The organism is Marinobacter azerbaijanicus (assembly GCF_030250645.1).
Lineage (GTDB): Bacteria > Pseudomonadota > Gammaproteobacteria > Pseudomonadales > Oleiphilaceae > Marinobacter > Marinobacter azerbaijanicus.
Window position 1 is genome coordinate 192,894 of the sequence record NZ_JASSVS010000006.1, and the last position, 15,169, is coordinate 208,062.

Here is a 15,169-nt window from a genome sequence, read left to right on the forward strand (position 1 = left end):
CAAAAGCCAGTCCTCAAGAACCAACCTTAAGAACAATCTTCCCGGTAGCCGTCCGCCCGGTCAGCGCTCCGAAAGCTTTTTCGTAATCCTCGAAGTCGTAAACCTCACTGATTCTCGGATCAATCTTGCCCTCAGAGAACAGCTTCATCAGCTCCATCATGTTCTGGGCACTAGTCTGGGGTTCCCGTTGGGTGAAACTGCCCCAGAACACACCCACGACCGAACAGCCTTTCAAAAGGGGCAGGTTTGCCGGGATCTTCGGAATATCGCCGGCGGCGAAGCCGATGATCAGATGGCGGCCGTTCCAGGCCATGGCACGCAGGGCCTGTTCCGTGAACTCGCCACCGACCGGGTCGTAGATCACATCCACGCCCTTGCTCCTGGTCAGCCGTTTGACCGCGTCTTTCAGGGGCTCTTCGGTGTAGTTGATCAGCTCATCGGCACCGGCTTCTTTTGCTACTGCCAGTTTCTCGGCCGTGCTGGCGGCCGCAATCACGTGGGCGCCCATGGCCTTGCCCAGTTCCACCGTGGCCAGGCCAACGCCGCCGCTGGCACCCAGGACCAGCAGGGTTTCACCAGGCTGTATGTTGGCGCGCTGCTTGAGTGCGTAGTAGGAAGTGCCATAAACCATGGAAAAAGCCGCGGCCTTTTCGTCGGACATGGACTCGGGAATGGGCAGAATGTTCTGCTCAGGAACCACTACCTCTTCAGCAAAGGCTCCGTAACCGGTGAGACCGGCAACGCGGTCGCCAGGCTTGAAGCGGGTAACCTTGTCGCCCACTTCGATCACCTCACCGGACATCTCGCCACCAGGAGAAAAGGGCATGGCCGGCTTGAGCTGGTACTTACCTTCGATAATGAGGGTATCCGGAAAGTTCAGGCCAGCAGCCTTGACCCGCACCTTGACGCCATGGCCTTTCACCACGGGACTGGCGACATCTTCTATCACCAGTTTGTCCGCAGGGCCGTACTCCTTGCAGAGAATCGCTCTCATGTTATGACTCCGTTAATCGACGGTCGATACAGGATAACTGCAGTTGATGGTTATCAACCTAAACAGAGTCGTGTCATGAAGCAAATAAAGAAATCTTATCCAACCGGATAAACCGGGCTTATTCAGGCTGCGCCCTGCCGCCAGGATCTAAAGCATGGTACTGGCGTAAACCATCGCACCCACCACGACAACAACGGCCACGATGAGTCCTGTAAGGATGCCTCCAGGGATGACCGTCTGCTTTTTTCGGGCACTGCGCACGCCGTTGTGGCTGACCACACGACCATCCTGACTGGAGTCGCGGATTAACCGGATCATTTCCTCACACTGGTCTCGGTTGAACTCCGATGGTCGAAATGCATCCATTCCCTGGCTATCAAGGAACCGATTTACATCGGATGACAGAGGCACATATTTCATGGACCAGTTGGTGAAGGTTCTGGCTTCGATCGGCTCTTCCAGCAGGATCGTGATATTGCGGTGACGTTCATCCCGGGATATGCGGTCATAAAGTTTGCGGACAGCCTCTTCATCCCCTTCCAGATACTGGAAAAACCGGTCATCGCCATAGTAGAGGCCGCCAACAATTTTGTCCTTGGCGTTATTGCGTCGGGATACCATCAGTATCCGGGCAACGTTGGGTTCCACGCCCTTTTCGACCGGCTTTGCGGCAAAGGTGGCTTCACTGGCATAGGCCAGACGCATCAGGGACATAACAGACACTCCGTACAACTGGAAACGGTTAAGGTGAACCTGAAATACGTCTGAACCCCTGAGGATGGATCAATGGGATGAATCCGGTCGGTTTTTCGGCTATCCTGCGCGCACTTCAAACCGGGCTGGCGCCCTTCTCTTGGTTCGCCTTCAGGGCCAGACATGTTCGATATTATCTACATCCTTGAAATGATCGGTGTGGTCGCCTTCGCGATTTCCGGCATGATCGTGGCAAGATCCAAGAACATGGATCCGGTGGGCATTTTCACGATTGGTTTTGTCACCGCACTTGGTGGCGGCACCCTGCGGGACCTGATGATGGACAACCACCCGCTGTACTGGATCAAGCATCAGGAGCAGCCGATTCTGATCCTGGGCATGGCGGTTGTATTCAGCTACTGGCACCGCGCCGAGCGCATCCGTGAATCCCGGATTGTATTTCCCGACGCCATTGGCCTGGGCGTTTTCTCCATCCTTGGTGCCCAGCTTGCCCTGGATCTGGGCCACTCCTGGTTTGTTGCGTCGCTACTGGGCGTAATGACCGGAACCTTTGGCGGTGCACTGCGCGATACCCTGTGCAATGAAGTGCCTTACATTTTCCGCAAGGACCAGATTTACGCCTCCATCTCGTTTGCCGGGTGCTGGCTTTACTTTGTCTGTCAGTGGCTGCTGGAGAGTGAGACCCTGGCCCTGACCGCCGGTTTACTGTTCATTACCGTCACCCGTTTACTGGCTGTGCGCTTTGATATTCGCCTGCAACGGGACAAACATCAGGATTAAGCAGCCTGCCAATGTTGAATCGTTCCTTGGCGTTCAAGGCCCTAGCCGGTAACATTGCCGTTTTTTCACGCAACTCCTGAATCAGATTCATTCAATCCCATTCAGCACCCTGTGAGGCAGGCACCCGTCATGCTCGAACGATTATTCCAGCTCCAGGCCCATGGCACCACCATCCGAAAAGAGGTGATTGCGGGCTTTACCACCTTCCTGACCATGGCGTACATCATTGTGGTCAACCCCAGCATCCTTTCCGCCACCGGCATGGACTTTGGTGCGGTGTTCGTTGCCACCTGCCTGGCCGCCGCCATTGGCACCCTGATCATGGGGTTCTGGGCCAACTACCCGATCGCCCTGGCACCGGGTATGGGCCTGAATGCGTTCTTCTCGTTCACAGTGGTCGGCAGCATGGGCTACAGCTGGCAGGTGGCGCTTGGCGCAGTGTTCATTTCCGGCTTTATCTTTTTCCTGCTGAGTCTTTTCAAGGTACGGGAATGGATCATCAACAGCATTCCCCTGTCCCTGCGTTTTGGCATTTCAGCAGGTATTGGCTTCTTTCTGGCGTTGATTGCCCTGAAAAATGCGGGCGTCGTGATTGACAATCCCGCCACCCTGGTCGGCCTCGGCGACGTTAAGGTAGCTGAAAGCCTGCTGTTTTTCGGTGGCTTTGTGCTGATCTGTGCCCTGTCGTTCCGGCAGATCACTGGTGCGGTAATGATCGGTATCATTGCGGTTACGGTCGCGGCCATGGCGCTGGGCATGGTGGAATATGACGGCTTTGTTTCCGCACCCCCCAGCCTGGCTCCCACCTTTATGCAGCTGGACCTGGCCGGAGCGCTGAACATCGGCATGATCAGCGTTATATTTGCCTTCCTGTTTGTCGACCTGTTCGATACCTCAGGCACCCTGATCGGCGCCGCACAGCGTGGCGGCCTGCTGGACAAGGACGGCAAGCTGCCGCGCCTGGGCCGTGCTCTGATGTCCGATTCGGTGGCCACCATGTCTGGCGCCGCCCTGGGTACCTCCACGACCACCAGTTACATTGAATCCACCGCCGGCATAACCGCCGGAGGCCGCACCGGCCTGACCGCTGTTGTGGTGGCAGCCCTGTTCCTGGCATGCCTGCTGCTGTCACCCATCGCCAGCATCATTCCGGCCTATGCCACGGCACCCGCGCTGCTGTACGTTGCGGTGCTGATGGCCAGCGGGCTGAAACTGATCGACTGGGATGATGTCACAGAAGCGGCGCCCGCGGTCGTGACTGCCCTGATGATGCCCCTGACCTTTTCCATCGCCAACGGCATTGCCCTGGGTTTCATTACCTATGCAATCCTCAAGGCACTGAGCGGCCGCTGGTCCGACCTGAATGCCAGCGTGGTGATCATTGCTATCGTATTCATCCTGAAATTCATCTTCCTGGACGCGGCATAAGCCGCGTTTTCAGACCCCGGACACGCTATGGACTACTTTGCAGAAAGCATCAAGAAAGCCATCCGCACGGTGCCTGACTGGCCCAAGCCCGGCGTTGCCTTTCGCGATATCACCACGGTGTTGCAGGACCGCACTGCGTTCCGCAAGCTGATTGACGCCTTTGTTCACCGCTACCACGGCCACAAAATTGACGCTGTGGCCGCCGTAGATGCCCGCGGCTTCATCATTGGCTCTGCCCTTGCCTACGAACTGAATGCATCACTGGTGCTGGTCCGCAAGAAAGGCAAGCTGCCGTTCGACACCCTGGTGGAAGACTACGAACTGGAATATGGCACCGCGTCGGTGGAACTGCACAAAGACGCCTTCAAACCCGGTGACAACGTGGTGCTGGTGGACGACCTGATTGCCACTGGCGGCACCATGCTGGCTGCAGCGCGTCTGATTCGCCGCATCGGCGCCGAGATTGTTGAAGTGGCAGCAATGATTGACCTTCCCGACCTGGGTGGCTCGCGCAAGCTGCAGGAAGAAGGGCTGAAGGTTTATACTGTCTGCTCATTCGAAGGAGACTAGGGAGCGGGTTGCTCCCTTCACAGCAAATCACGGGAGCGGCCATGCCTGATTATCAGCACCACTGGAAAGACGGGACCCCGGTTCACCTGCCGCTGGGCAAGATTGTATGCATCGGCCGCAACTACGCAGAGCATGCCCGGGAGCTGAACAACCCGGTGCCGGATGAGCCCCTGCTGTTTATCAAGCCGGCAACCTCGGCCGTGCATATTACCCGCCCCCTGGATTTTCCCCGTGACCGCGGCGAGGTCCATTTCGAGACCGAACTGGCGGTACTGATTGGTCGCCCGCTGACCAACGCCTCGGCCAGCGAGGCGGAAGCCGCCATACTCGGTTATGGACTGGCCCTGGATCTGACCCTGCGGGATCTGCAATCCCGGCTCAAGGAGAAAGGCCATCCGTGGGAGAGAGCCAAAGCCTTTGACGGCGCCTGCCCCCTCTCGCCGTTCGTCTCCGTTGACCGCCTCCGCCGTGATCATCTTACGTTTACCCTGGAGATCAACCGGGAACGCCAGCAGACCGGCGACACCCGGGATATGCTGAATCCGATCGTGCCCCTGATCGTACATATGAGTAGCCAGTTCACCCTGATGCCCGGCGATGTGGTTCTCACGGGCACACCCAAAGGCGTCGGGCCACTGGAATCGGGGCAGATATTGTCTCTGGAACTGGAGGATGCCTTGTTTGTTGAGACCACCGTGCTCTAGGGTGGCAATACGGATCGGCAAACCAGTTCAGGTCCATCAGCTTTTCAGGACGACTATCAGGCATGGCAAAGAAACCGGTTACCACCCGAAGTGGACGTTTTTTCAGATTGGCTGGCATGACGGCCTCCGTGGCCGGGCAATATGCCGGGCAGCGTGCGCGCCGGATATTCCGCAGTGATGAAGACAACGAAGGCGCCCGCTCTGAAAGCTACACCCGCATGGCGGACCAGATTGTCGACACTCTGGGTGAGCTTAAAGGCGCGGTGATGAAGGTCGGGCAGATCGCCTCCCAGACCCAGGACTTCCTGCCCAAAGAGTTTTCCGACGCCCTGGAGCGGCTGCAGAAAGAAGCCCCGCCCATGCCCTTCGAGGTGATTGTCGGCCAGGTCGAGAGCGAACTGGGCAAGCCGGTGTCGGAACTGTTCGAGTACCTGCAGGAAAAGCCCTATGCCGCCGCATCGATTGGCCAGGTCCACCGGGCCCGCCTGCACGACGGCACAGATGTCATCGTCAAGGTTCAGTACCCCGGGGTGGACGAATCCTGCGACAGCGATCTGAAGCAATTGCGCATGGCCCTGAAACTGGGCGGTTTGCTGCGGATGCCCAAGGAACACGTGGACCAGCTGTTCGGTGAAATCCGTGTCCGGCTGAAAGAAGAATTGGATTACGAGAACGAGGCCCGCAATCTGGAACTCTTCCAGTCATTCCATGCCAACGATGACTGGGTTGTTATTCCAAAGGTATTCGAAAGCCACTCGTCACGGCGGGTGCTGACCATGGAGCTGGTGGAAGGTGACCATATCAGCGAAGTCACCCCGGAAAAATACGACCAGGACACCATTAACCTGATCGGCCATCGCATCTTCACCATGATGGCGGACCAGCTTTTCCGCTACCAGTGCATCCATGGCGACCCCCACGCCGGCAACTTTGCCTACCGCCCCGACGGCACCATCATTCTGTATGATTTCGGGTGTGTGAAAAAACTGAAGCCGGAGATTGTCGAAGCCTATCGCAACGCCCTCATCTCGGCCCTTGAAGAAGACTACGCCGCCCTGGATCAACACCTGATAGCCCTGGGCGCTCGCGTGGAATCCCAGCCGGCGGTTGACGAAGCCTACTATGCCATGTGGCGGGACATCCTCATTCAGCCGTTCCGTAGTGACACACCCTATGATTTTGCTGACTCGGAACTCCACAAGGACGTCGCCGCCAAGACCACGACCGTGTTCAAGTATCTGGATTATTTCAAGCCGCCGGTGGAGAGCATTTTCATCGACCGTATGATTGCCGGACATTACTGGATGATGAAGCGACTCGGGGTGCAGGCGGCGTTTCGGGAGGAGCTGGAGAAGTACCTTCGGCAATCGCCGGACTGAGTTGTCACCCGGCCCGGCAGAATGGCCGAATAACTATTCAGGTTTCTGTTTCAGTAAATCCCGGATTTCCATCAATAGCTGCTCCTGCGCTGAAGGGGCAGGCGGAGCCGCCGGGGTTTCCGCTTCTTTTTTACGCATGCTGTTCAGTGCCCTCACGGCGATGAAAACTGCAAACGCGACGATGACAAAGTCAAAAACAGCCTGAATAAAGACCCCATAACGCAGCGCGACTGCCTCCGCACCCTCCTCGGCAGCTTTAAGCGTTACAACGAGATTGGAAAAGTCGACACCTCCAACAAGCAGTCCAATCGGGGGCATCATGACATCAGCAACAAACGACGAAACAATCTTGCCGAATGCGACACCGATGATAATACCCACCGCCATATCCATGACGTTACCCTTGACTGCAAATTCCTTGAACTCCTTTACGATGCTCATCGCAACCAACTCCCCGATAGCAGACCTTGTTGGCCCTAAAAGACAGCAGAGGGCACACTCTTACGAGCGTCATAGAATTGTAGCGGAGTTTCGGGCATTTACAGACAAGTATCAGTAGCAACAGTCAGCTGAGCGCGCAGCTCACAATCCGAGGCCGGCAACCCACTCGGCCACCCCTTCACTGGCGCCCCTGCGAATCACCTTCGCCCTGGAGAGGCTTGCCGGCTCGCCAGGGTCAACAACGGTCAGAGGCACATCAGAATCCACCAGATCCACCAGCCCGGCTGCGGGGTAAACCTGCAGGGATGTACCAACAATCAGCAGGTGATCGGCTGTTGGCACAATCTCTGCGGCGGCCTCGATCATCGGAACCTCTTCACCAAACCACACGATATGGGGCCGAAGCTGGGCGCCGCGTTCACAGGTATCTCCCGGCTCGATATCCCGGAAACCAATGTCGTAGACAAGCTCGGGATGCTTTGAGCTGCGGGCCTTGGTGAGCTCGCCGTGCAGGTGGATGACATTCCTGGAGCCGCCCCGCTCGTGCAGGTTGTCCACGTTCTGGGTGATGATGGTCACCCGATAATGCTGCTCCAGCTCCGCCAGCAGGCGGTGTGCAGCGTTGGGCTGTGCCGACTCCAATTGCCGACGGCGCTCATTATAGAAGCGCAGCACCAGTTCCTGATTACGGGCGAACGCCTCCGGGGTGGCAACGTCATAAACGCTGTGCTGCTCCCACAAGCCACCGTTGTCACGGAAGGTGGAGAGCCCGCTTTCTGCACTCATGCCGGCGCCGGTGAGTACCACAATGTGATCTTTCATAGAGCAATGCTTTGATTCTGTGGATGGGTTTACGTCAGAACCAGAGCTTTTCCGGCCTGCGCCGTTTTTCCACTCTGAGCCCCTTCTTTTCAAGGATAGCAATCAGTTCCTCTGTGTCATCAATATTGAGGAATGACGCCAGGGAAATTTCTTCGCCGCGGAACTGCAGATGGAGCTTTGGAGGTGTCCAGGGATGGCGTGGCACATCCTGCCACACACGGGTGTAACGGCGAGGCAGTTCCCACTGCTTCTCCTTGCGGGTCAGACCTTTTTCAAGGCGTATCAGTTCCCTGGAGAAGGTGAGCACCTCCCGCTTCTGGCACTTTCGTGAGGTGTAGTAAAACGCCGCTGCCAGTGCTGTCAGTTCCAGCCCCGCAAACGGCAGCACCGGCCAGGCCCCCGCCAGGAGCATACCGGTGGAGATCACCATTGAGAGGAAAAAGGCGGCCAGCCAGATGCGGATGTTCCCCCTCCAGCTCATGGACTGGTTGGGGGTCAGGAGAAAACAGTCGCCATCACCCTCACCCTGGGAAAGCTGTTCTACCATTGCGGTTACCCCCGGGACTCACCCGCACCGCCTGAACGCCCTCAGTCGAAGATCTTGCCGGGGTTCATTACCCGGTTGGGATCGAAGACCTGTTTGATACCCCTCAGGTAGTCAATTTCAGCGGCGCTGCGGGTGTACTCCAGATACGCCTTCTTGGTCATGCCAACGCCGTGTTCGGCAGACACGCTGCCCTGGTAGCGTTCGACAATCTCGAAGACCCATTTGTTCACCTGCTGGCATTTCTCGAAAAAATCCTCCTTGGCCATGTCTTCCGGCTTGAGGATGTTCAGGTGCAGGTTGCCATCACCGATATGGCCGAACCAGATGATTTCAAAGTCCGGATAATGCTCGGCCACCACCGCGTCGATTTCCTCCAGGAATCCAGGCACCCTGGAAACCACCACAGAGATATCATTCTTGTACGGCGTGCGTGGCGCAATGGATTCGGAAATGCGTTCCCGCAGCTGCCACAAATTCCGGGCCTGGGTTTCGCTTTGGCTGATTACGCCGTCCAGCACCCAGCCATTTTCGACACACTGCTCGAACAGTGTCATCGCATCGTCCATCACCTGATCGGACACCGCCTCAAACTCCAGCAGCGCGTAGTAGGGTGCTTCGGTTTCAAATGGCGCCTGAACCTGGCCGTGGGCCAGCACATGCCCCATGGCCTGATGGGAAAAGAACTCGTACGCAGTCAGGTCGATCTGCTTCTGGAAGGCCTGCAGCACATCCATGGTATTGGTGAGATCGTTCAAACCCAGTACCAGCACGGTCAGGTCGTCCGGCTTACGGGACAGCTTCATGGTGGCCTCGGTGATGAAGCCCAGGGTTCCTTCAGCACCGATAAACAGGTGGCGCAGGTCGTAACCGGTGTTGTTCTTTTCCAGATCCTTGTTCAGGTCGAGGATATCGCCCTTGCCGGTGACGACTTTGAGGCCGGCGACCCAGTCCCGGCTCATGCCGTAACGGATCACCTTGATGCCACCGGCGTTGGTGGACAGGTTACCGCCAAGCTGGCTGGAACCGGCAGAAGCAAAGTCCACCGGGTAATAGAGGCCATTTTCTTCCGCGAAGTTCTGCAGCTGTTCAGTCACCACACCAGCCTGGCACTTGACGGTACGGTCACTGGCACTGAACTCCAGGATCCGGTTCATGTTGTCAAACGCCACCACAACCTCACCATTGGCGGCAACAGCACCGGCACTAAGGCCCGTCCGCCCACCCGACGGCACCAGAGCCACCCGGTTTTCATTGGCAAACTTCACCAGCGCCTGCACCTGCTCGGTGGTTTTGGGAAGGACGATGGCCACCGGATTCGGTGGGTAGATCTTCGTCCAGTCCTTGCCGTAGTTCTCCAGGTCGGCCGGGTCGGTCAATACTTTTCCGGGGGTCTGGCCCGTTTCCACCAGGGATCTGAGGGAGGCAACGATCTGTTCAGAATTCATGGATAGTCCAGTCTCGCAAAGGGTTGTTCAGGGCACCGATGGGCCAGGTTGATTCAGGTAACCTGACGCGCTGTGAAAATCTGCGTTTATGGTATCATACCGCCCCTGTTCTGTGAGCCCGCCCGCCAACAGCGGCGCTCACGGGTCATTTCATGTGACGAAAGGTTCGGAAGCAAGCCCATGTCAAATACGTCTCTTGAAAAGAGCAAAATCCGCATCCTGCTGCTGGAAGGCGTACATCAGTCCGCCATTGATACCCTGAATGCCGCAGGCTACACCAACATCGAGTACCTGACTCACTCGCTGGCCGAAGAAGAGCTGATGGAGAGAATTGCCGACGCTCATTTCGTGGGCATTCGTTCCCGCACCCAGCTGACCGAGAAGGTATTTGACGCCGCCCAGAAACTGGTAGCGGTAGGCTGTTTCTGCATTGGCACCAACCAGGTCGACCTCCAGGCAGCAACCCGCCGCGGCATCGCTGTTTTCAACGCACCTTTCTCCAATACGCGCAGCGTGGCGGAACTGGTTCTTGCCCAGGCCATTCTTCTGCTTCGTGGCGTGCCCGAGAAAAACGCCAAGGCCCATCGCGGCGAGTGGCTGAAGTCTGCCAAGGACAGCTATGAAATCCGTGGTAAAAAGCTGGGAATCATCGGCTACGGTAATATCGGTACCCAGTTCAGTGTCCTGGCCGAAGGCCTGGGCATGGACGTGTATTTCTATGATGTGGTATCCAAACTGTCCATCGGCAACGCCACCCAGGTAGGCACCCTGCAGGAATTGCTGAACACCTGCGACGTGGTCAGCCTGCACGTCCCTGAAACGCCGGCCACCAAGTATATGTTCAAGGCAGAACAGTTTGCCCAGATGAAACCGGGCAGCATCCTGATGAACGCCTCACGGGGAACAGTGGTGGATATTGATGCGCTGGCAGATGCTCTGGGCAGCGGCAAACTGCTGGGCGCTGCTATTGACGTCTTCCCGGTTGAGCCCAAGTCGAACGACGAGGAGTTTGTCTCTCCCCTGAGGGAGTTTGATAACGTCATCCTGACCCCTCACGTTGGCGGCTCAACCATTGAGGCTCAGGAAAACATTGGCCGTGAAGTGGCGGAAAAGCTGGCCATGTACAGCGACAACGGCACCTCCGTTTCTTCCGTGAATTTCCCGGAAGTGGCCCTGCCCTCGCACCCGAACCAGCACCGCCTGCTGCACATCCACGAGAACGTGCCCGGGGTAATGTCCGAAATCAACCAGGTTTTCTCGGAGAATGGCATCAACATCTGCGGCCAATACCTGCAAACCAAGGAAGACATCGGTTATGTGGTGATTGATGTGGACAAGGAATACGGTGAACTGGCACTGGAGAAGCTGCTCAAAGTCAAAGGGACTATTCGCTGTCGCGTCCTGTTCTGATTTCAGGAAATACAGGCAGTACAAAAAAGCCGGGGCCAGTGGTCCCGGCTTTTTTGTGGCAGATCGGGCCATATCCAGCGAATAACGGCTTCGTGATCTTCTTTCAGGCCCTTCACCCTTGAGATGTCGTCAGACGCAGCCATGATGGATGTGTAAGCTTTCAAACCAGATTGCACATTCGCTTCAAGGAGTATCCCATGTCGCTGAAGGACTCATTGCAGAAAAAACTGGAAACCCAGACTGAATACTGGAGCAAGCAGATCAACAGCCTGCAGGCCGACGCTGAAGAGAAAATGGCAAAAGCCGAAGATGAGCAGGCAGAGGCTGAAATCCAGAAGGACTTCTCCGAGCGCATTCAGGCACTGGAAAACCGTGTTGAAGAGGCACGCAAGAAGATTTCAGAAATCCGTGACTCAGGGGAAGATCAGTTGAGGGACCTCAAGGCCAGGATTGACGAGTGGTTACCTGGCGGCAAGAACTAGGAAGGCAGAAACCCCAAGGCCGGAGCGGGAACGCTCCGGCCTTTTGTCCTTGCTATCAATGCGGGACTGCTACTGCGGAACTCTCAGCAACAGATTTGGCGAACCATCCCTGATGCCACCAAGCACGTTCCTGGTAGCCAGGTCTTCCAGCATGGCGTCCACTGACGCAGGTGAGAGAGCAGGATCAGCCGCCAGTATCAGAGCGGCACTCCCTGCCACGTGCGGCGATGCCATGGAAGTACCGCTGATGGTATTCACTTCGTCGTCTTCCTGATACCAGGCCCCGGTAATATCAGAGCCGGGAGCGAACAGGTCCAGGCATGGGCCGTAATTGGAAAAAGACGAACGCTGGTCCTCCCGGGTAGTGCTTCCAACCGTAATCGCGGGCTCGACGCGATTGGGGGACCCCGAACAGGCATCGGCGTCACTGTTTCCCGCCGCCACTACAAAAGTCACACCCCGCTCAATAGCGCCACGCACTGCATTATCCAGGGCTTCGGAATCTCCACCGCCCAGTGACATGTTGGCCACCGCCGGTGCCCGGTGATTCTTGGCCACCCAATCCACGCCTGCAATCACATCGGCGTTACTGCCGGCACCGGAGCAGTCCAGCACACGGACCGGCGAGACCGACGCGCCCTTGGCGACACCGTAAACCGTTCCAGCCGCAGTACTGGCAACATGGGTGCCGTGGCCATTGCAGTCCGAGGTGTCCTCCGGGTCGGATTCGCCACCGATATTGATGACCGGGCCAATCAAGGGTAACCCACCCAGCCCCAGCAATCCGGTATCGTTGACCGCAAAGTTACGACCCTCAATCACCCGACCCGCAAACTCGTCGTGAGTATCGCGTAAACCGGTATCAATGATATAGACATTCACACCGTTGCCAGCAGATGACGGATAGGTATATTGCTCATCCAGGGGCAGCACAGCCTGGTCTATACGGTCCAGACCCCAGGTGGCATCAGTCTGGGTTTCGCTGCTCGCCACGACAACCTGGTCGGGCTCAATCGCCACCACGCCCGGCATGGAGGCCAGCAATGTTGCCTGCTGCTCTGTCAGAGCGACTGCCGCACCGGTTATGGCGGTACCGTACAGATGCAGGATATCGCCCCCACCCACTGCGGTCAGCAGCGACTCAACGCTCGCCTGCAGATCAGTCAGGCCAAGCATATCGGCAATTGACGGGTCCAGGGTCAGGATATAGCGCCCGGTCAGCGTATCCCCCGGCTGAAGCATGAGTTCGGATGTTGCCGTGGAGTCTTCACTCCCCGTCAACCCATCAGAATCTGTCAGGTCTGAATAGACCGGGACCGAGACAAGTAAGCAGGCTGTGAAACCGATTGTTTTTGTGATCGATGCTGTCAAAGCACATCCTCCGTTTGCGGTTTTCCATGACCGAGACTCACCAGGAACGGACAACATAGAGCCTCAGATCTTCTCACGGGAGGAGCTGTCAGACGGTTCCATGCGCTAATGGCTATATCAGGTCAGAAGAGGCCAGAAGCGGCACTTCTGACTAACCTGTAACAACTTGAGGGGATCAGGTGGGGGGGATTTCCGGAAGGATGCGACGCGGCCCCGAAGACTCTTGTGCTCCGAAGCCACTCATTACCCGGCCTGCCTGTTACTGCATGGGGACCAGGGTCAACTCAACGCGGCGGTTCTGCTCACGGCCAGAGGCGGTATCATTGGATGCAATGGGATAACGCGGGCCATAACCTACCGCCCGTGTACGCTTGGGTTCGATTCCCTGATTCAGAAGGAAGTCCCGTACGGAGCCCGCGCGACGCTCGCTCAGCAACTGGTTGTAATCCCGGGAGCCGGTGCTGTCAGTGTGGCCTTCGATCTGGATAATGGTCTTGTCGTATTCGTTCAGCACAAGCGCTACCGATTCCAGCGTATTGCTGAACGATGGCTTGATGGTGGACTGGTTCACATCGAAGGTGATGTTGCCTGGCATGACCAGTTCAATCTCATCACCGTTACGCACTACGCGAACACCAGAGCCCTCAAGCTTGCGGCGCAGTTCCGCTTCCTGCTTGTCCATGTAGTAGCCAATTCCACCGCCAATGGCGGCACCGGAAGCGGCACCAATAAGTGCACCCTTGCCCCGGTCACTGCTGCTGGACGTTGCCGCACCAACAGCCGCACCACCGATGGCACCAATAATACTGCCTTTGGTTGCGCTTGAGGTTTTTTCTTCCCCGGTGTAAGGGTCATATGTCATACAGCCGCCCAAACCAAGGGTGGCGACAGCAAAAGCAACAATTGTTTTCTTCACGGCATTCTCCAGAGTCATTCCAAGGTATTACTGATTGCGGCACATTCCCGCACTGTGTTGTCCCTAACAGGCTTTCGAAAGGAAGCTGTCATGGTCACTTTCAAAGGTACCCACAATGGTATTGAATACGGTTGCCTGTAAATCCTGAGCTTCGTTTACCAAATGATGACGACCATCCGGTATCCGGAGTTCCTCAACCGAGGAAAATTTATTGCGGATGATACGCAGATTATGCTGCCAGTCCACGGTCAGATCCTTCTCCCCTTGCACCACTGTAATGGGGAAATCCACCGGTCGGGCCGACTCGATATGCGGCACCCACTGCCTTAACGCTGAGACCCAGTCCACATGCACGGCCCTTGCCTGGAGGGGATCATGCTCCTTGAGAAAGGTCAGAAAGCGTGAGTTCCCACTGTTGGCAGCAAACACCCGTGCCCACCGAGACATAAAAGGCTTGAACAGGCTGTGGAGAACTTTTGCTCCCAGCCAGCCCATGGGGCGAATCAGGGGGGCCAGCAACACAACACGTCTGAAATCCGACGTTTCAGGGGTATGGTGATTGCTAAGCAGGTAATCAATCAGGATAGCGCCCCCTGTACTCTGCCCCACCGCATACCAGGGGCCCCGCACCTTGCCCCTCACCTTTGCCATCACGTCTGACAGCACCGCCTGGTATTCAAGGAAACTGCCAATCGCTGCAGGCGTTCCGCTGGACAGGCCGTGCCCTGGCTGATCATAAGCCAGAACATCAAAGCCGGCGCCCAGGCAACGGTCTATCAACTGGCTGTATAGGCCAACGTGGTCGAAGTAGCCGTGCAGGATGAACACCGTGCCTTTGGGCCTGTTATTTTCAGGCAAACGGAAGTAATGCACCATCACTTGATGCCGCTCCGCCAGCACATAGCCCTGATGGTAGGAGACATCCGGGTGCTCCACCCATAGGTCCAGCCCATAATAGCGACAATAAGCAACCATATCCTCGTCGAGTGCCTCACCGCGCTGGGGATCGAATGGCTCCAGTCTTTCCAGCAGCGATGCCCTGTTCCAGTTCGGAATTTCTATGGTATCTGTTTTCCAGTACACGTAGAGTTAAACGCCTGTCATCAATAAGTAAGAAAATGGCACGGTGACCGCGATAGAAGCTTGCCGTTAGGTTAGCACACCAC

General features: G+C 56.8%; 16 protein-coding genes. 7 read left to right on the top strand and 9 right to left on the bottom strand.

Annotation, left to right across the window (positions count from 1 at the left end; genetic code table 11):
• Positions 1–13 precede the first annotated feature (13 nt).
• Both QPM17_RS13440 and QPM17_RS13445 read right to left on the bottom strand, forming a co-directional pair.
• Positions 14–994: an NADPH:quinone oxidoreductase family protein gene (locus QPM17_RS13440; protein WP_285391304.1), complete on the bottom strand. Its 981-nt coding sequence runs from the start codon at positions 992–994 to the stop codon at positions 14–16.
• A gap of 147 nt (positions 995–1,141) precedes the next feature.
• Positions 1,142–1,708, bottom strand: a complete 567-nt coding sequence (locus QPM17_RS13445; RefSeq protein ID WP_285391305.1) for a BLUF domain-containing protein — start codon at positions 1,706–1,708, stop codon at positions 1,142–1,144.
• Positions 1,709–1,870: 162 nt separating this feature from the next.
• On the opposite strand from QPM17_RS13445, the gene QPM17_RS13450 reads away from it, so the two are divergent.
• The 5 genes from QPM17_RS13450 to QPM17_RS13470 all read left to right on the top strand — a co-directional run bounded on the left by QPM17_RS13450 (position 1,871) and on the right by QPM17_RS13470 (position 6,569).
• Positions 1,871–2,488, top strand: a complete 618-nt coding sequence (locus QPM17_RS13450) for a trimeric intracellular cation channel family protein (protein WP_285391306.1) — start codon at positions 1,871–1,873, stop codon at positions 2,486–2,488.
• A 129-nt stretch (positions 2,489–2,617) separates the two neighbouring features.
• The gene (locus QPM17_RS13455) at positions 2,618–3,916 is read left to right on the top strand and encodes an NCS2 family permease (RefSeq protein ID WP_285391307.1); all 1,299 of its coding nucleotides are present in this window, start codon (positions 2,618–2,620) and stop codon (positions 3,914–3,916) included.
• Between the two features lie 27 nt (positions 3,917–3,943).
• Positions 3,944–4,486: an adenine phosphoribosyltransferase gene (locus tag QPM17_RS13460; RefSeq protein ID WP_285391308.1), complete on the top strand. Its 543-nt coding sequence runs from the start codon at positions 3,944–3,946 to the stop codon at positions 4,484–4,486.
• A 41-nt stretch (positions 4,487–4,527) separates the two neighbouring features.
• Entirely contained in the window at positions 4,528–5,190 is a 663-nt protein-coding gene (locus QPM17_RS13465) for a fumarylacetoacetate hydrolase family protein (protein ID WP_285391309.1), read from the top strand.
• 62 nt (positions 5,191–5,252) lie between these two features.
• Positions 5,253–6,569, top strand: coding sequence for an ABC1 kinase family protein (locus tag QPM17_RS13470; protein WP_285391310.1), 1,317 nt, complete (start codon positions 5,253–5,255; stop codon positions 6,567–6,569).
• Positions 6,570–6,602: 33 nt separating this feature from the next.
• On the opposite strand, the gene mscL is transcribed toward QPM17_RS13470, so the two are convergent.
• The 4 genes from mscL to QPM17_RS13490 all read right to left on the bottom strand — a co-directional run bounded on the left by mscL (position 6,603) and on the right by QPM17_RS13490 (position 9,824).
• Positions 6,603–7,010 carry a large-conductance mechanosensitive channel protein MscL gene (mscL, locus tag QPM17_RS13475; RefSeq protein ID WP_285391311.1) on the bottom strand — a complete coding sequence of 136 codons (408 nt, stop codon included), beginning with the start codon at positions 7,008–7,010 and terminating at the stop codon, positions 6,603–6,605.
• 141 nt (positions 7,011–7,151) lie between these two features.
• The gene (locus tag QPM17_RS13480) at positions 7,152–7,832 is read right to left on the bottom strand and encodes an SIR2 family NAD-dependent protein deacylase (RefSeq protein ID WP_285391312.1); all 681 of its coding nucleotides are present in this window, start codon (positions 7,830–7,832) and stop codon (positions 7,152–7,154) included.
• Between the two features lie 34 nt (positions 7,833–7,866).
• Positions 7,867–8,379 carry a DUF2244 domain-containing protein gene (locus tag QPM17_RS13485; RefSeq protein ID WP_285391313.1) on the bottom strand — a complete coding sequence of 171 codons (513 nt, stop codon included), beginning with the start codon at positions 8,377–8,379 and terminating at the stop codon, positions 7,867–7,869.
• Positions 8,380–8,420: 41 nt separating this feature from the next.
• On the bottom strand, positions 8,421–9,824 hold the full coding sequence (locus tag QPM17_RS13490) for an FAD-binding oxidoreductase (RefSeq protein ID WP_285391314.1): 1,404 nt from the start codon (positions 9,822–9,824) through the stop codon (positions 8,421–8,423).
• 180 nt (positions 9,825–10,004) lie between these two features.
• Here QPM17_RS13490 and serA point away from each other — a divergent pair, with 180 nt between their 5' ends.
• Both serA and QPM17_RS13500 read left to right on the top strand, forming a co-directional pair.
• Entirely contained in the window at positions 10,005–11,234 is a 1,230-nt protein-coding gene (gene serA / locus QPM17_RS13495) for a phosphoglycerate dehydrogenase (protein ID WP_285391315.1), read from the top strand.
• Positions 11,235–11,431: 197 nt separating this feature from the next.
• Complete coding sequence (locus QPM17_RS13500) at positions 11,432–11,716, top strand: hypothetical protein (RefSeq protein ID WP_285391316.1); 285 nt, start codon at positions 11,432–11,434, stop codon at positions 11,714–11,716.
• 69 nt (positions 11,717–11,785) lie between these two features.
• On the opposite strand, the gene QPM17_RS13505 is transcribed toward QPM17_RS13500, so the two are convergent.
• The 3 genes from QPM17_RS13505 to QPM17_RS13515 form a co-directional block, all read right to left on the bottom strand.
• Positions 11,786–13,087 carry a S8 family peptidase gene (locus tag QPM17_RS13505; RefSeq protein ID WP_285391317.1) on the bottom strand — a complete coding sequence of 434 codons (1,302 nt, stop codon included), beginning with the start codon at positions 13,085–13,087 and terminating at the stop codon, positions 11,786–11,788.
• A 259-nt stretch (positions 13,088–13,346) separates the two neighbouring features.
• Positions 13,347–14,003: a YiaD family glycine zipper/OmpA-like lipoprotein gene (locus tag QPM17_RS13510; RefSeq protein WP_285391318.1), complete on the bottom strand. Its 657-nt coding sequence runs from the start codon at positions 14,001–14,003 to the stop codon at positions 13,347–13,349.
• A 63-nt stretch (positions 14,004–14,066) separates the two neighbouring features.
• Complete coding sequence (locus QPM17_RS13515; protein WP_285391319.1) at positions 14,067–15,086, bottom strand: alpha/beta hydrolase; 1,020 nt, start codon at positions 15,084–15,086, stop codon at positions 14,067–14,069.
• Between the last annotated feature and the right edge of the window lie 83 nt (positions 15,087–15,169).